The following is a 16,260-nucleotide window of genomic DNA, read 5'->3' on the forward strand; positions in this document are numbered from 1 at the left end:
CAAGGCTTAAGATCAATCCGGCAGCCGGTTCAGGCACAAAACCTTTCTATATAGATGAGTATCCGAGGTAATCATGCGCAGTCATTATTGCGGTGAACTGGATCTTTCCCTCGACGGGCAGGAAGTCACTCTGTGTGGCTGGGTGCACCGTCGTCGAGATCACGGTGGTGTAATTTTCCTGGACATGCGGGACCGTGAAGGTGTTGCCCAGGTTGTTTTTGATCCGGACACTGTTGACGCGTTTGCGCTGGCCGACAAGTGCCGCAGCGAATATGTACTGAAAATTACCGGTCGTGTCCGTCCGCGTCCGGAAGGTACTGTTAATCCGAACATGCGTACTGGCGAGATCGAAGTGCTGGGCAAGCAGCTGGAGATCCTGAACTCTGCGCTGACCCCTCCGTTCCAGCTGGACGAATTTACCGATGTCGGTGAAGACGTGCGTCTGCGTAACCGTGTTGTCGATCTGCGTCGTCCGGAAATGCAGGACAAGCTGATTCTGCGCAGCAAGGTCACCAGTCTGGTTCGTCGTTACCTGGAAGAGAAGGGTTTCCTGGATATTGAAACCCCAATGCTGACCCGTGCGACCCCGGAAGGTGCCCGCGACTATCTGGTACCGAGCCGTGTTCACGGTGGTTCCTTCTACGCGCTGCCGCAGTCTCCGCAGCTGTTCAAGCAGATGCTGATGGCGTCCGGTTTTGACCGTTACTATCAGATCGTAAAATGCTTCCGAGACGAAGACCTGCGTGCTGACCGTCAGCCTGAATTCACCCAGATCGATATCGAAACTTCCTTCCTGGAAGAAGAACAGATCATGGGTATCACCGAAGGTCTGGTGAAGGAAATGTTCCAGCAGCTGAAAGACGTTGATCTGGGCGAATTCCCGCACATGACCTATGCCGAAGCCATGAGCCGTTTCGGTTCCGACAAGCCGGACCTGCGTATTCCGCTGGAACTGGTTGATGTTGCCGATCTGATGGCCGGTGTTGAGTTCAAGGTCTTCAAAGGTCCGGCTGAAGATCCGAAAGGCCGTGTTGCTGCACTGAAGGTAACCGGTGGTGCAGAACTGAGCCGTAAGCAGATTGATGAATACACCAAGTTTGTTGGCATTTACGGTGCCAAGGGCCTGGCGTGGATCAAGGTTAACGCAATCGAAAACGGTGCTAACGGCCTGCAGTCTCCGATCATCAAGTTCCTGGGTGATGATGTCACCATGAAGATCATGGAACGCCTGGATGCCCAGAACGGTGATATCGTATTCTTCGGTGCTGATAAGGAAACCGTGGTCAACGAAGCACTGGGCGCACTGCGTTGCAAGCTGGGTGAAGACCTGAACCTGTACACCCGTGACTGGGCTCCGCTGTGGGTTGTTGACTTCCCGATGTTCGAGGAAACCGACAAGGGTGCCCTGACAGCACTGCACCACCCGTTCACTGCTCCGACCTGTACTGCCGAAGAGCTGAAAGCCAACCCGGCACAGGCGCTGTCCCGTGCTTATGATATGGTACTGAACGGCTACGAAGTCGGTGGTGGTTCCGTTCGTATCCACAAGGAAGATATGCAGCAGACCGTATTCGAGGTGCTGGATATTGAACAGGAAGAACAGCGCGAGAAGTTCGGCTTCCTGCTGGATGCACTGCAGTACGGTGCACCGCCGCACGGTGGTCTGGCATTCGGTCTGGATCGTCTGGTGATGCTGATGACTGGTACTACCAACATCCGTGAAGTGATTGCCTTCCCGAAAACCCAGTCTGCATCCTGCCTGCTGACCCAAGCGCCGGGTGAAGTTGATGCCCAGCAGCTGCGTGATCTTAATATCCGCATTCGTCGCGATCCGGCTTCTGCTACTAGCCACTAATGCTAGTGATTGAAGCAAGATTGTAACGACACTCCGAACCCCGTTTTCAATTTTCAGAAGTTTTGAAACTGAAAGCGGGGTTTTTGTATGTAAAAATCCATTTTTTCTGTTGAAGACCTGAATCCATCTGATAGGGGGCGTCGTATACCATCACGACAAGCCAATAAATACACAGGATGGAGCACAAAATAATGAATAAAAGAAAGATTACTTTTGCCAGCCTTTTGACTTTGCTGTTTTCACTGCAGGTTTTTCCGGCGCTGGCCAAAGACGAAATCTATACCAGTTTCTTCAGTAACAAAGCTGTCGGTGGCTATGACACAGTTGCCTATTTTACGGAAGGTCGTCCGGTAGAAGGCAGCGATAAATTCAGGACTGAATACAAAGACACCGTTTGGTACTTCAGTAGTGCCGAAAACTTGAAAAAATTTAAAGCTGATCCTGAAAAGTATGCGCCTCAATACGGTGGTTATTGTGCCTGGGCTGTCGGTCAGGGTTACACCGCCAGTGGCGATCCAAAACAGTGGCATATCGACAACGGCAAGCTGTACCTGAATTACGACGCAGAAGTAAAAGCGGAATGGCTGAAAGACAAAGCCAAATGGATTGAAGCTGGCGATAAAAACTGGCCAAAAGTAATTAATTGAATCCATTGTCAGAAATACGACGTATAGAGCAATAACAACAGTTAAAGAGTGGATAGTTGCAGGGGAGAGAATGCAGCTACCCATCTCAAAGCCGGAAGTGAAACCATGAAAAAGCAAATCGTACAAATCTTCAGCTGGGTTACCGTGGCCTGGATTGCCAAAGTCTTTCTTGCCTCACTGCCCTACAAGTTCTCCGGTCACCCGGATACCCAACATATCTTCGGTACTATTGGCGGCTGGATGCAGGGAGTACTGGGTGAAGGTATTGGCAGCTGGTTCGCAACCAGTGGTGCGATTGCCGTAGGTTCGGCTGAACTGGTTGTCAGCGTATTTCTGCTGGTTCCTGCTCTCTTCTTTGTGCGTGAAAAGCTGACCGGCCGCAAGCCTGTTTTCAGCCGGGCCCATTTCCATGCTCTGGGCGGACTGGCTGCTTCCGGCGTCATGACCGGTGCGGTTTTCTTCCACCTGTTTACCCCGCTGGGTATTGTCGTACTGCATGAAGGTAAAAGCGACGGCGGTTCCCTGTTCTATGCGGCGGCTTCCATTCTGGTACTGGGTCTGATTATGGCAGCAGCCAACTTCAGCCTGATTAAACAAGAAAAAGTCGAGGGTGTGCCGGCTTACTAAGTGCCGGCCTGACTCCTACTACCGGGAAGTAAGACCATGATTACTCGCTCTCTGCTGGTGCTGTTCTATATCTGGCACTGTATCTGGCTGCGTGTTCGTCCCTGGCTGTTTTTTCAGCTGAATGCAGATTACTTCAACAATGCTAAAGGGATCTTTTCCAAACTGGATATGGATCAACGTATACCGGCCCGCTGGAGACTGAACCAGTTTCGGGATAACGGTGTGCAGCAGCCTGAAAGCTTTCCGGTATTTATCAAACCGGAATGGGGACAGAACTCAGCCGGTATTACCCGGGCTGATAGCCAGATTGAACTGGACGCAGCAAGAGCAGCAAGAACTGAGGCTGACCTGCCATATCTGGTGCAGGAGAGTGCACCGGGCAAGCGGGAGTTCGAGGTTTATCTGATTACTTCCGAACTGACATCGGATCAGTTCGCCACCCTGTCGATTACCGAAGTCACCAACACCAGCGGTGAAGATCTGCCGGTAAACGGTATTTACAACAAACAAACCAGCTATCGGGATATTTCTGCCGAGTTGAGCTACGGCCAGATGCAACAGCTCTGGGATCATCTGAAAACAGTCGGTTACTTCAGAACCGCAAGGTTCGGCATTCGGGCCGACAGTGTGCAGGATCTGGTGGCTGGCGAGTTCAAGATTTTTGAAATCAATCTGTTTCTGCCGATGCCTCTGGTTCTGCACTGTGAAAATACGACAGCCACACAGCGCCTGGGGATGATTTATCGTCTCACTTATCAGCTGGCTGCCGTTACCGGAACGATTCCCGAACGGAAAAACAGAAAGTCCATTTTCTTTCGCAAACTGTTTGGCAAAAAAAGTACAGCTTCAACCTCCTCTGAAATTGCCACCCATAAGGAAGTTATTTCATGAAATTTCTGAAAAAGACCCTTTACAGCTATATCAGCAGAAAGTTCATGAATGGCTGCACCAACTATAACTCGCTGGACGTGCGCAAAAGCTGTCGTTCCAAGGAGCAGGCACGGGATACCTTCGCGGCTAATGATATTCCCCATGCCAAAGGGGAAATTTTCATAAACCCGTGGAGAGCACATCAGTTTGCCAAAGAACACGGTTTTCCGCTGGTGATTAAACCGAATGTCGGCGGGTTCTCCCGCGGCAGTTACTTTCCAATCAAAAATTTCCGGGAATTATGGAAAGCCATTTTTCTGGCCAAGATCTGGTGGCCTGCCAGTGTGGTTGAGCAGTATCTGGAGGGCAAAAACTACCGGGTGCTGGTGGCTAACGGCAAAATCGTATCGGTGATTCAGCGCTATGCGCCTTTTGTCACCGGTAATGGTAATGACTCGATCGCAACCCTGATTGATGCTGAAAACAAGATCCGTGAAGAGATGGGATTGCTGGGGTGTATGTACCCGCTGCAAAAGGGTGAGCAGACCCAGAGCTATCTGGCCAAACAGGGTTATAACCTTGATACCGTTCCGGCCAGTGGTGAGCAAGTGAAGTTGTTCCACCGTATTGCGCTGGCGCCAGGTGGTGTGGTTGAGACCATTCAGAAACAAAAGGTAACAGCAGATAACCATCAGCTGATGGAAAAAACCATCGATGCCTTTGGTGCCCGGATTCTGGGTATTGATGTCATCATGGAAAAAGGTATTGAGCATAGCCATAAAGATCAGAAGTGCATCCTGCTGGAAGTGAACTCCCGTCCCTATGTCAAAATGCACGATTATCCCCGCTACGGTGAAAGGGATGATCTGGCAGCCTGCTTTGCCGAGCTGGATCAGCTCGAAGTGGCTCAGGCAGACGTATTCTAAGAGAGTATTCTGATGACTACGGCAGTGCGCTACTTCTACAGTTTTTCCGGTATTCATGCCTTTCTGATTGGTCTGCTGCCGTTTTTCCTGCCGACCTTGCTATGGCGGCAGGGATACTCCCTGAGTGAAATTGCCGGCTTTATCTCAGTGTCAGGGCTTGCCTACTTTGTAACCCTGATTGGCTGGGAGAAATTAAGAAGTAGCCGCTGGAAACTATGGGCTGTTCGTGGCTCCTTTGTGACAGAAGCCCTGCTGGTTTTAATGCTGGTTCAGGCTGAAGCAACCGGTTTATGGTTGTTGGCAGTGGCGAATGGTGTATACGGCTGTTTTTACTGGATGTCCCAGCGTCTGCTGTTCAAGGACTTATCCAGTTACCGCAATTCAGGTAATCATTTCGGTAACTTCCAGATTGTTGTAACTGTACTGCTGAAACTGGGCATTCTGGCAGGGGCTTTCCTGCTGGAGCACAGTAGCCAAATGTTGCTGGCAGTACTGGCTGTAACAGCATCTCTGCTGGGATTACTGCATACCTGGAATAAAGAGACGAAAGCGGAAATCTTGTCAGCGCTTAAAGCCGACAGGGTGAGTCTTAAGCAAGCGCTAAACCTGAAAGACGGCAATCACTCCAAACTGGTTTTCTTTGTTGATGGCTTGTTTCTTTTTCTTGAAAGCTATTTCTGGACATTGTCGCTTTACTTCCTGAGCAGTGAAAAGCTCATGAATCTGGGGGGGATGGTTGTAGGCTTGGCAGTTGCGCTGGCATTACTGTTCTGGATGGTGAAACGTTCAATCGACCGTGTTGATGCCATCAAACTGCTGCGTATAGCAACAGCGTTGTACGCCGTGTCATGGTGGCTGCGCAGTGGTGTTGCTCCAGATATGAATCTGCTGCTTCAGCTGCTACTGATTATGACGATTGCTTTCTTTACCAGCCTGTTCCGGTTGGCTTTCAATAAGGTCTTTTTTGATCGTGCAGAGCAGGCGTTTACCCAGCAATATTTATTGGCGAAAAGTTATTACTCTCAGGCTGGTGTTTTTGTCTTCTTCGGGCTGTTAGCGCTGTTTGCTATCGACAGTGGTTCTGCAATGGAGCAATTAAACTCAGTTTATATTTATGCTTCGCTGTTGGTGCCTGCGCTGTGGCTGTACGCAATGAAAACTCAGTCACAGCAGAAGGAAGAGTATGTGGGCGTCGTGCCCTCGTAAACAGTCAGCCGCCCACTTGAGCCAGATTACGGGTCATACCGGTAATACCCTGATCCAGAAAGTGACTGGCTTCTTTTAATTTGAGCGACTCTCTCATGCGAATGACCAGTTCTTCATGCTGGTCATCACTCTGAAGTAAATCTCTTAATTCAATCCCTGAGCTGGCAAACAGGCATAACTGCAACTGCCCCTGGCTGGTAACGCGCAGGCGGTTACAGTTATGACAGAAGTCGGGAGCGTACGGCATGATCAGGCCAATCCGGCCACGATAATCATCGTGATAAAACTCCTGAGCCGGGCCTGCATCAAGCTCCCGGGGCAATGTTTTCCAGCCCCGGTTTATCAGATCATCATATATTTTCATCCCGGAAACATGATGGTCGTTAAAGAATCGGGTATTACTGCCCGTTTGCATCAGTTCAATAAAGCGAAGTGAAACAGGTTTATTGCTGACCCAGTTGATAAAACTATCAAGACTCTCATCATTGAGCCCTTTCATCAGTACCGCATTCACCTTGATTTTTGACAGACCACTGGCAAGGCCGGTTTCTATACCTTTCAGAATATCTTTAAGGCGATCATGACCTGTAATTAGTTCAAAGGCTTTGGGGTCAAGGCTGTCGATACTGATATTGACTGAATCGATACCGGCATCTTTCCATTGGGTAATACATTGACTGATTTTGTAGCCATTGGTCGTCATGGCGACTTTTTTGATGCCGGGAACCTGCTTAACGGTGCTGACAATATCCAGAAAGTCTTTTCTTAATGTGGGTTCGCCACCGGTCAGGCGCACTTTTTGAGTGCCTACTGCTGCAAAGGCCAGAGTCAGGCGACGAATTTCGTTTATGGAAAGGGCATTATTGTGGTGATGATCAAAGCAGCCTTCAGGCAGGCAGTAGCTGCAACGGAAATTGCAAAGGTCAGTAACCGACAGCCTCAGGTAGGGAAATGTGCGTCCCAGTGTGTCTTGTAATCGTTCCATAAGCGCACATGATTACACCGTATGAATTGTGTTTGAGCCCAAGGTGGACTCACTTGTTCTTCTGGCTGATATCAATAAGGAAGCAGGCTACCAGAGCGGTAATAGCAAACCCTGCGATAAATATCATAGGCATTACAGAATAGCCCAGAATATGCCAGATAACGTACTCAAGTGTACTCATAGTGACGGTGTTCCCCTTGTAGGTTAATTTGCAGAGGGTTCATTGGCTGTGAGGATTGGTTTTATTTTTTCCTGACGGACCTGCCCTCTCGGTTTGCCAGCCTTCGATACCCTCCATATCCGGCAGGCGATGGGCTATGCCCTTATGACAGTCTATACAGGTAAACTTTCCTGATGCCAGTGCAGTACTGTGAAGAGCTGCGGCACGGTTAGCCTGCAGGGTGAAATCCATAAACTCAAAGTTATGGCAGTTGCGGCATTCCCGCGAGTCATTTTCTTTCATCCGCTGCCACTCCCGTTTCGCCATTTCCAGACGGTGCTCTTCAAACTTGATCGGAGTATCAATCTTGCCGGTAATCTTGCCCCACAGCTCCTTGCTGGCTTGTACCTTGCGAACAATCTTGTGAGTCCATTCATGAGGCACATGGCAGTCGGGACAGCTGGCACGAACACCCGAACGGTTGCTGAAGTGAATAGTGGTCTTCAGCTCCTGGAACACGTTATCGTGCATTTCGTGGCATGTGGTGCAGAATGCTTCGGTGTTACTGGCTTCCATCAGGGTATTGAAGCCGCCCCAGAAGATAATTCCGGAAAAAAAACCGAACGCCAGTATGATCCATAAAGCCAGAGCGACCGGCCGGGTAAATATCTTCCAGTATCGATGCAGGAATGCAGGCAGAAGGGCTGTCAAAAAGGCAGGTAGTTTCATAACAGCTTCATTGCTTTTTCAGGCTGTCGACAGGAGAGAAAGTATTGGGAACAAGAGGCTTGGCATTGGCCTGAACAACATGGCACTGGGTGCAGTTATAACGGCTGGGAGCTACATCAGCCAGAACATTGCCATCCCGGTCCATATAGTGACTGATGCCGATCTTGGGCGCCTTCATTCGCACAGAGTTTTGCCAGCTGTGGCACATCATGCACTTGTTACTGTTAGCCGTAATTTCATACCCCCGAATTGAGTGGGGAATAGGCGGTGGCTGCCCGACATATTGCATGGGGTAAGGGTCGGTTTGTTTAGGGTATTTGGCAACCGGAGGCGGTTTACCCTCTTCATCTATCGGGGTTGGCCCTCGCAATGACTCAACCCTGACCGGGTCAGATGTTGTTTCGGTTTCACTTTCTTTGGCGGCAAAGGCAATTATGACCGTTACCAGTGTTGTCGCCATCAGTACCCGAACGATCAGTTGGGCAGGATTTGTCATGACAGCACTCCGGATATCAGACCTTTTCAACCCTTACGGCACATTTCTTGAAGTCCGTCTGTTTTGAGAGCGGGTCGGTTGCGTCAAGAATCAGTTTGTTGACGAGCTGGGAAGCATCAAAGAAGGGAATAAATGTATACCCTCTTGGCATTCTGTTTCGACCCCGGGTTTCAACCCGGGTACGGATTTCACCCCGGCGGGAAATAACTTTTACTTGCGAACCCCGGCGCACACCCAGTTCACTGGCATCGTCCGGATTCATAAACAGCAGGGCATCGGGGAATGCTTTATACAGCTCCGGAATCCGCTGGGTCATGCTGCCTGAGTGCCAGTGTTCCAGCACCCTGCCGGTTGACAGCCACATCGGATACTGTTCGTCTGGCTCTTCTGCCGGTGGTTCATAAGGCAGGGCAAAGATCCAGGCTTTTCCGTCCGGCTTGCCATAGAAACGGATATCTTCGCCATCCGGAACATAAGGGTCATATTCTTCGTTGAAACGCCATCGGGTCTCTTCGCCATCGACGACGGGCCAGCGTAGTCCACGCGCTTTGTGATACATTTCAAAGGGCGCAAGATCGTGCGCTTTGCCACGCCCGAAGGTCGCATACTCTTCGAATAGCCCCTTCTGAACATAGAAGCCAAAATGATGGGCTTCATCATTCTCCCGATCGGGATTCACCTCGGATAGCGGGAACCGGTTTATTTGACCGTTTTCGTATAAGACATCGTAAACTCTTTTGCCTTTATACTGCGGAGCCTTGGCTAGCAGCTCTGGTGGCCAGACTTCCTCCACCTGAAAGTATTTGGAAAATTCCAGCAGTTGCCATAAATCACTGCGGGCATTCTCCGGCGCTTTTACCTGCTGATACCAGAACTGGGTACGTCTTTCAGCGTTACCGTAAGCCCCTTCTTTTTCCACCCACATGGCAGTCGGCAGAATCAGGTCAGCACCTTGAGCTGTAACTGTAGGATAGGGGTCTGAAACGACAATAAAGTTATGTGGGTTGCGATAGCCGGGCCAGGTTTCCTGATCAAGATTCGGAGCAGTCTGCAGGTTATTGTTGCACATCACCCAGTAGGCGTTGATTTTGCCATCTTTCAGCATGCGGTCATGCAGCACAGCATGATAACCGGGTTTTTCAGGGATAGTGCCGTCCGGCAGTTTCCAGATTTTTTCTGCTTTTTTACGGTGTTCAGGATTGGCGACCACCATATCAGCAGGCAGTCGGTGGGAAAATGTACCGACCTCCCTTGCTGTTCCGCAGGCAGAAGGCTGACCTGTCAGAGAGAAGGGGCCACAGCCAGGCTCTGATATCTTGCCTGTCAGCAGATGAATATTGTTAATAATATTATTCATCCACACGCCACGGGTGTGCTGATTAACGCCCATGGTCCATAGCGACATCACTTTGATATCAGGGTCGGCATAACCTTCGGCCAGCTGTTCCAGCAACTCTGGAGAAACCCCTGATAACTCGGCTGTTTTATCCAGCGTATAGTCGCTGACAAAACGGGCAAAGTCTTCCAGTGATATTGCTTCAGAGTCTCCACTATCAGGGTTTTTGGCTTTTTGCTGCCGGGGATCTTCCGGTCTCAGCCCGTATCCGATATCGGTAACGCCGCGCCGGAAATGAGTATGCTTATTGACAAAGTCCATGTTGACTCTGCCAGTAGTGATGATGTGGTTACAGATATAGTTGCCAATGGCCAGATCAGTCTGGGGCTTGAATATCATCGGGTGTTTGGCAAGGTCACATGACCGGTGTCGATAAGTTGACAGAACTTCGACATTCACATGTTCATAAGCCAGCACTCGCGCAGCTATCCGTGTCCACAGCACTGGGTGGTTTTCAGCCATGTTTGAGCCCCAGAGCACAAACAGGTCGGCATTTTCAAAGTCGTCATAGCAGCCCATGGGTTCATCAATGCCAAAGGTGCGCATAAAGCCACCCACAGCAGAAGCCATACAGTGTCGGGCATTGGGATCAATATTGTTTGATCTCAGTCCGGCTTTCATAAACTTGGATGCAGCGTATCCTTCCCATACCGTCCACTGCCCCGAACCGAACATGCCAACGCCTGTTGGACCTTTCTCCTTCAGCACCTTCTTAAACTGTTTGGCCATTTCCTGGAATGCGCGTTCCCAGCTAACCGGTGTGAATTCTCCTTCCTTGTCGTACATTCCATTCGACATTCTCAGCAGCGGAGTCGTGAGGCGGTCCGCGCCGTATATGCCTTTGGAAACAAAGTAACCCTTGATGCAGTTAAGACCACGATTTACCGGCGCCTCGGGATCTGCCTTGGTGGCAACAATTCGGCCATCCTGTACTCCGATAAGAATGCTACAGCCGGTACCACAGAAGCGGCAGGGTGCCTTGTCCCAGCGAATCCGGTTTCTTTTGGTGGATGCAATCAGGTTGGTGGCGCTGGCAGGTACGGCCAAACCTGCAGCGCTGGTGGCTGCAGCGGCTGCTGACATCTTCAGAAACTGACGACGATTTCCGTTCATAGTGACTGCAACCTGTGTGCGCTGAATAAAGCTGCTGGTGGAAAATACCGCAAATGGCTGTTTGATTAATCGCAGTGACCGTAAGTAAAGGAAACATCCAGCACTTCCGGCAGATCCTGCAGCAGGGTTATTTTCCGGAACATGCGTTGAGACTGACCATTATCTTCGATGGTGATGGCAAACCTGCCGCAGTTATCCTGAGCATGAATATCCACCCCTTCCATCGCATGAAGTTGCTGCTCAACCTGATGCTGGTGTTCAGGCCTGGTAAGAACAACCAGACCACAAACTTCATAACCGGGAGATGCAGGCATTGAGATGTACCGGTGTCTGGAAGTTAATGGTGCAACCAGGAACTGCTGATTTCGTTAATCACCAGGTAGTTCATCGCCAGATAGCACGGGCTCTTGCATTTTGATGGCGGTTACCGGACATACACGGTAACAGGCCCCACATCCGGTACAGTTGTCGTCTTGTATCCGGGGAATGAAAGTGCCGTCTGTTTCTGGCGCAAGATGAATGGCTTCTGTCGGACATTCATCGACACAGGCCAGACATTGAACACCCTGAGTTGCAATGCAGTTTTGACCAATAATGGCTTTAAGTTGCCAGGGCGATGTTCCGGATACAAAGTGTAGTGCATTAACCGAACATGCACCGGCACAGTTTTGACAAAAAGTGCATTCACCCTTGTCAAAGTTAACTTCAGGAAAACCGCCACTGCCGTTAAAAAGAATGCTCTCAGGACATTCTGTGATGCAGTCACCACAACGGGTGCAGATTGAAGTAAATCTGTTTTCATTCCCGAACCAGGGTGGTCTGAGAGGAGTGGCTTTATTTCGTTTCAAAGAAAGAAATGATCGACGGCTGTGATCAATGTTTTCGTCTGCCATTTCACATGCTCGACCGTAAACGCAGAGTTGCGAAAGTATAGAGTGCAACGCCTTTTCCTGCTCAAGGCACGGTCACACTGATCTGCGTTGGTCAACATTCCTGCGGTTGCGTTATAATGCGGGGTTTGAAATCTATTGGGTGTGCTGCTTCCCCCGCAGTCTGTCAAACAGGCTGCCAGCAGCCGCGTAGTATTTGAGACGCGAAGAGGCATTTCATGGCAGGTCATAGTAAGTGGGCCAACATCAAGCACCGCAAGGCAGCTCAGGACGCCAAGCGTGGCAAAATCTTCACTAAAGTAATTCGCGAACTGGTTGTTGCAGCCAAGGCTGGCGGTGGTAATCCGGACGATAACCCGCGTCTGCGTGCAGCTATCGACAAGGCGCTGGGCGTCAACATGACCCGCGATACCATCAACCGTGCAGTACAGCGTGGTGCTGGTGGTGGTGAAGACTCCAACATGGATGAAGTGACCTATGAAGGTTACGGTCCGGGTGGTGTGGCAGTACTGGTTGAGTGTCTGACCGACAACCGCAACCGTACTGTATCTGAAGTGCGTCATGCGTTCAGTAAGCACGGCGGTAACCTGGGAACTGACGGCTCTGTTGCTTACCTGTTTGAGCGCAAGGGTCAGATCTTCTTTGAAGCCGGTGCTGACGAAGAAACCGTAATGGACGCGGCACTGGAAGCGGGTGCTGAAGATATTGTCACCAATGATGATGGTTCCATCGAAGTGCTGACTGACTGGACTGAGTTCATGCAGGTCAAGGAAGCACTGGAGCAGGGTGGCCTGACTCCGGCGGGTGGTGAAGTGGCGATGATCGCTTCAACCCAGGCGCCGATGGATAAGGATGGTGCAGAGAAGATCCTGAAGCTGATCGATCGTCTGGAAGATCTGGATGACGTGCAGGAAGTTTACACTAATGCCGATATCCCGGCAGAAGTGATGGAGCAGCTGGGTTAATTAAAACCCGGTTTGTCTCAAGATGCAGTGTTTGTTTCATGCGAACACTGCATTTTTTATATGTGTCGCAGATTACATATTCCAGCCCAGCAACAGCATAAACAAAACAGCAATGACGGCTGTGAGGGTAAGCAGGGTGTAGAAAAGGTCGTTCATTGCCATTCGCTTGATCGTTTCCAGTGTTTGTCGTTGCGGCGGCTTGTAAAAAAGTCCCTCTATCATAGCGGAGCGCCACGTAACCCCTTTCGGTATTTGGTTACGGTTTGCAACCTCTGTTGAGTTCCATGTCACCTCATGGCTTGTTTTGTGTCCTGCTGGTCACTTCAGTACATTAATAGAAACCGGAAGTCCTTTATCAGCAAAGGATAGGGCTCCAGTAAAGAGTGTTATTTTCTATAGGTTTATCAGGCATTGATCATTCTTGGGATTGACCCCGGGTCCCGTATTACCGGTTATGGTGTTATTAATGAAATTGGCAGCCGCTGCGAATATATCGCCTCAGGTTGTATTCGGGTTGGTGAAGGCGAGCTGCCTGAACGGCTGCGAATAATTCATGACGGTATCACCGAAGTGATAGAGCGCTTCTGCCCCCAAAGTGTCGGCATTGAACAGGTGTTTATGTCCCGCAATGCTGACTCGGCCCTCAAGCTGGGGCAGGCGCGTGGTGCCGCTATTGTGGCGGCAGTGTGTCAGGATCTGCCAGTCAGTGAATATTCGGCCCGGCAGGTCAAACAGTCTGTAGTGGGCAAAGGCTCTGCGGATAAAAGCCAGGTCCAGCATATGGTGAAGTCGATCCTGAAGCTGGAAGATACGCCTCAGGCTGATGCGGCAGATGCACTGGCTGTAGCTTTGTGTCATGCCCATACCCGTCAGAGCCTGGTCAAAATGGCCGGTGTTCGCAGTGTCCGTCGTGGACGTATGAGGTAAATAAAATAGTGATTGGAAGACTGAAAGGTATTCTGCTGGAAAAACAGCCACCGGCGCTGCTGCTGGATGTAAATGGTGTTGGCTATGAGCTGGAAGCGCCGATGACCACTATCTACAAGCTGCCGGAAACCGGTGTGGAGACCATTCTTCATACCCACTTTGTAGTGCGGGATGATGCCCAGCTGCTTTATGGCTTTGCCGAGAAGCGTGAGCGTGAACTGTTCCGGTTGTTAATCAAGGTGAACGGTGTGGGCCCTAAAGTTGCGCTGGCAATTTTGTCCGGGCTGGATGCCGAAACCTTTGTGGGCTGTGTACAGGAACATGATGCCATGGCGCTGACCCGGATTCCCGGAATCGGCAAAAAAACCGCCGAGCGTCTGATCGTGGAAATGAAAGACAAGCTGGGCAGCTGGCAGACTTCGGCTGCAACTTCTCTACCGGGACTGATGGAAGCGTCCGGTAATCTGGAACAGGGTCGTCAGGCTGCTGCGGATGCGGTCAGTGCCCTGGAAGCGCTGGGTTACAAGGCACAGGATGCCAGCAAAGCGATCAAGGCTGTGATGGAAGATGGGCTAGACAGTCAGGAGCTGATTCGCCGAGCGCTAAAGCAGATGATTTGATATCAAAGTAACGCTCATCTGCAGTTTTGGTTTTGTGATACTTATCAGAAACTAAAGCTGCAGAAGTCAGATTTTGGCTTTTCAGATATAAGGTGCAGATGAGTCGATCTACGGTTTTTATGGAATGAACTCTCCATGGGCATGTGCGTCATATTAGGTTCATAGTGCTGGATTTAATATAATGCCTCTCCGTTTGAAACTGAGATTTATTGCTTTTCTGTTTCCCTTATTTGCCTGTGATTTGGCGGGGGCAATAAATTGTCTTAACTGTAGCGAGTCAGGTCAGGAAATAGATAAAGCCTGCAAGGTCTGTAGTTTAACAATAAGTATGGAGGAGGTTATTTCCAAAACACTGGGAAGGCCTTTTATCTATCTGACTGAGGATCCACAGGGCTCCCTGAAGTTATCAGGTATTGCGTCTTCGCTGAATGGATTGTCTGATGATGACTGCTCATTTCAGGGCGAAGCATTCACGATCCTTCCAAGAGAAGATTTGATACGAGTACTTCATTATGTAGAGAGTCAATATTGTCAGGTCGTTATCTCAAAAGAAGTTGTTCATAACGCCCTTGTTATGACAAGTACACAGTTTCAAGAATTTCCGGAGCTAAGAAATTTAACTGAGCAGTCGCATCGATATAATATGTGGCTTATTGTTATTTCGTGGATTCTGTATCAAACGCCAGCGTTTATCGATGACGCAGGTCGTTTCATAGCTTTCTCAGCCTACAACCGATTGTCTGATTACAACCATATCGCGCTGGAAAAAATGCGAGTCTTAATGAAAGACAGGTTGGAACGAGTTACTACTGCTGTTGTGACACTTCAGCCCTGTGATGATCAACCTGAAATATCCATAGCGTATGTTCTCATAAGAGCTCTTGATATAAATGGAAGTCCTCTGCGTTGGAAAATTGGCTCATCCCTTTTGGGAGTTTCTAGGCTATCAGATAGCCAGTATTTTGTTAGTTATGAAAACAGGCAGTACTTGATCAGTGATTGCAGGGAAGTTGTTGCTTTAATATCGGGCTTCCAATTTAATCAGAATATATCGGATATTCTTGTTTCAGTTGGTTATTGCACTCATGAGATCTCCAATACGCTGACAAAGCTGCTGATTATGAGTATTCCAATTTCAGTATTGACAATGGTTACTGGAATAGAGCCTGCTGATGCTTTTCATCTGCTTATTCCATTTGTCGGTATTACTGGCTTGCCGAGATTGCAGGAATAGGTTCCGAAAGTGAGCTTTGGCAAATTCAGAATTATGGAGTGTATAGCTTTTACTAGGCTATACACTCCATAATTTTATGCCTGATTGCTTGATGTCTCTGCTGAATGAATTCCGACCTGCTTGGCCACTTCCTTATCAATAAAGTACAGGCCTTTACCTTCCGCACCGATCATCTTGATCTTGTCGACGATAGAGGCAAACAGTTTTTCTTCTTCGTGTTGCTCCGCCACATACCACTGCAGGAACTGGAAGGTTGAGAAGTCTTTGGTGGTGAACGCCATATCAACCAGCTCGTTGATCTTGCGGGTTACCAGACGTTCGTGGTCCAGAATCTGGGTGAATACGTCTTCAATACCTTCAAATTCGCAGGCCGGTGCTTCGATTGCACCGATAATGGCCATGGCACCGGTTTCGTTCACATAGTTGAAGAGGCGGTTCATATGATCCATCTCTTCAGTAGCGTGTGCACGCAGGAACTGGGCGCAGCCTTCCAGTCCCTTGTGCTCGCACCAAGAACTCATCTGCAGATAGATATTGGAAGAGTAGAACTCCAGATTAATCTGGTCGTTCAGGCTTTTGATCATGGCTTCGCTTAGCATGACGTTATTATTCCC

At 49.5% G+C, this 16,260-nt stretch carries 19 protein-coding genes; 10 read left to right on the forward strand and 9 right to left on the reverse strand.

Annotation, left to right across the window (positions count from 1 at the left end):
• The first annotated feature begins 73 nt into the window (after positions 1-73).
• The 6 genes from aspS (at position 74) to ACYZZ0_RS17275 (ending at position 6,131) form a co-directional block, all read left to right on the forward strand.
• Positions 74-1,855, forward strand: coding sequence for an aspartate--tRNA ligase (gene aspS / locus ACYZZ0_RS17250; RefSeq protein ID WP_461537891.1), 1,782 nt, complete (start codon positions 74-76; stop codon positions 1,853-1,855).
• A gap of 191 nt (positions 1,856-2,046) precedes the next feature.
• Positions 2,047-2,502: a YHS domain-containing (seleno)protein gene (locus ACYZZ0_RS17255; RefSeq protein WP_461537892.1), complete on the forward strand. Its 456-nt coding sequence runs from the start codon at positions 2,047-2,049 to the stop codon at positions 2,500-2,502.
• Positions 2,503-2,607: 105 nt separating this feature from the next.
• The gene (locus ACYZZ0_RS17260; RefSeq protein ID WP_461537893.1) at positions 2,608-3,129 is read left to right on the forward strand and encodes a hypothetical protein; all 522 of its coding nucleotides are present in this window, start codon (positions 2,608-2,610) and stop codon (positions 3,127-3,129) included.
• A 36-nt stretch (positions 3,130-3,165) separates the two neighbouring features.
• The gene (locus ACYZZ0_RS17265; protein WP_461537894.1) at positions 3,166-4,020 is read left to right on the forward strand and encodes a D-alanine--D-alanine ligase family protein; all 855 of its coding nucleotides are present in this window, start codon (positions 3,166-3,168) and stop codon (positions 4,018-4,020) included.
• Positions 4,017-4,925, forward strand: a complete 909-nt coding sequence (locus tag ACYZZ0_RS17270; protein ID WP_461537895.1) for a cyanophycin synthetase — start codon at positions 4,017-4,019, stop codon at positions 4,923-4,925. Before ACYZZ0_RS17265 ends, ACYZZ0_RS17270 begins: the two co-directional genes overlap by 4 nt.
• Before the next feature lie 12 nt (positions 4,926-4,937).
• Positions 4,938-6,131: a hypothetical protein gene (locus tag ACYZZ0_RS17275; RefSeq protein ID WP_461537896.1), complete on the forward strand. Its 1,194-nt coding sequence runs from the start codon at positions 4,938-4,940 to the stop codon at positions 6,129-6,131.
• A gap of 4 nt (positions 6,132-6,135) precedes the next feature.
• On the opposite strand, the gene moaA is transcribed toward ACYZZ0_RS17275, so the two are convergent.
• The 7 genes from moaA to napF form a co-directional block, all read right to left on the reverse strand.
• Positions 6,136-7,116 carry a GTP 3',8-cyclase MoaA gene (moaA, locus tag ACYZZ0_RS17280; protein ID WP_461537897.1) on the reverse strand — a complete coding sequence of 327 codons (981 nt, stop codon included), beginning with the start codon at positions 7,114-7,116 and terminating at the stop codon, positions 6,136-6,138.
• A gap of 49 nt (positions 7,117-7,165) precedes the next feature.
• Positions 7,166-7,297, reverse strand: a complete 132-nt coding sequence (locus ACYZZ0_RS17285) for a TIGR02808 family protein (protein WP_461537898.1) — start codon at positions 7,295-7,297, stop codon at positions 7,166-7,168.
• Between the two features lie 39 nt (positions 7,298-7,336).
• Complete coding sequence (locus ACYZZ0_RS17290) at positions 7,337-8,005, reverse strand: NapC/NirT family cytochrome c (protein ID WP_461537899.1); 669 nt, start codon at positions 8,003-8,005, stop codon at positions 7,337-7,339.
• A 7-nt stretch (positions 8,006-8,012) separates the two neighbouring features.
• Positions 8,013-8,501 carry a nitrate reductase cytochrome c-type subunit gene (locus tag ACYZZ0_RS17295; RefSeq protein ID WP_461537900.1) on the reverse strand — a complete coding sequence of 163 codons (489 nt, stop codon included), beginning with the start codon at positions 8,499-8,501 and terminating at the stop codon, positions 8,013-8,015.
• Between the two features lie 16 nt (positions 8,502-8,517).
• A complete protein-coding gene (napA, locus tag ACYZZ0_RS17300; RefSeq protein WP_461537901.1) occupies positions 8,518-11,010 on the reverse strand; it encodes a periplasmic nitrate reductase subunit alpha in 2,493 nt (830 codons plus the stop codon).
• A gap of 65 nt (positions 11,011-11,075) precedes the next feature.
• Positions 11,076-11,324 carry a chaperone NapD gene (locus tag ACYZZ0_RS17305; protein WP_461537902.1) on the reverse strand — a complete coding sequence of 83 codons (249 nt, stop codon included), beginning with the start codon at positions 11,322-11,324 and terminating at the stop codon, positions 11,076-11,078.
• A 54-nt stretch (positions 11,325-11,378) separates the two neighbouring features.
• Positions 11,379-11,903: a ferredoxin-type protein NapF gene (gene napF / locus ACYZZ0_RS17310; protein WP_461537903.1), complete on the reverse strand. Its 525-nt coding sequence runs from the start codon at positions 11,901-11,903 to the stop codon at positions 11,379-11,381.
• Between the two features lie 215 nt (positions 11,904-12,118).
• On the opposite strand from napF, the gene ACYZZ0_RS17315 reads away from it, so the two are divergent.
• The gene (locus ACYZZ0_RS17315; RefSeq protein ID WP_461537904.1) at positions 12,119-12,865 is read left to right on the forward strand and encodes a YebC/PmpR family DNA-binding transcriptional regulator; all 747 of its coding nucleotides are present in this window, start codon (positions 12,119-12,121) and stop codon (positions 12,863-12,865) included.
• 72 nt (positions 12,866-12,937) lie between these two features.
• Here ACYZZ0_RS17315 and ACYZZ0_RS17320 read toward each other — a convergent pair whose 3' ends face one another.
• Entirely contained in the window at positions 12,938-13,087 is a 150-nt protein-coding gene (locus ACYZZ0_RS17320; RefSeq protein ID WP_461537905.1) for a hypothetical protein, read from the reverse strand.
• 189 nt (positions 13,088-13,276) lie between these two features.
• Between ACYZZ0_RS17320 and ruvC the strand changes: the two genes are divergently transcribed.
• The 3 genes from ruvC (at position 13,277) to ACYZZ0_RS17335 (ending at position 15,646) form a co-directional block, all read left to right on the forward strand.
• On the forward strand, positions 13,277-13,792 hold the full coding sequence (gene ruvC, locus ACYZZ0_RS17325; protein ID WP_461537906.1) for a crossover junction endodeoxyribonuclease RuvC: 516 nt from the start codon (positions 13,277-13,279) through the stop codon (positions 13,790-13,792).
• A gap of 8 nt (positions 13,793-13,800) precedes the next feature.
• Positions 13,801-14,412: a Holliday junction branch migration protein RuvA gene (gene ruvA / locus ACYZZ0_RS17330; protein ID WP_461537907.1), complete on the forward strand. Its 612-nt coding sequence runs from the start codon at positions 13,801-13,803 to the stop codon at positions 14,410-14,412.
• Positions 14,413-14,593: 181 nt separating this feature from the next.
• Positions 14,594-15,646 (forward strand): hypothetical protein, encoded by a 1,053-nt coding sequence (locus ACYZZ0_RS17335; RefSeq protein ID WP_461537908.1) that lies wholly within the window; start codon positions 14,594-14,596, stop codon positions 15,644-15,646.
• A gap of 74 nt (positions 15,647-15,720) precedes the next feature.
• Here ACYZZ0_RS17335 and ftnA read toward each other — a convergent pair whose 3' ends face one another.
• Positions 15,721-16,245 carry a non-heme ferritin gene (gene ftnA, locus ACYZZ0_RS17340; RefSeq protein ID WP_461537909.1) on the reverse strand — a complete coding sequence of 175 codons (525 nt, stop codon included), beginning with the start codon at positions 16,243-16,245 and terminating at the stop codon, positions 15,721-15,723.
• Positions 16,246-16,260 lie beyond the last annotated feature (15 nt).

Source organism: Spongorhabdus nitratireducens, from assembly GCA_947387575.1.
Taxonomy (GTDB): domain Bacteria; phylum Pseudomonadota; class Gammaproteobacteria; order Pseudomonadales; family Endozoicomonadaceae; genus CANDOC01.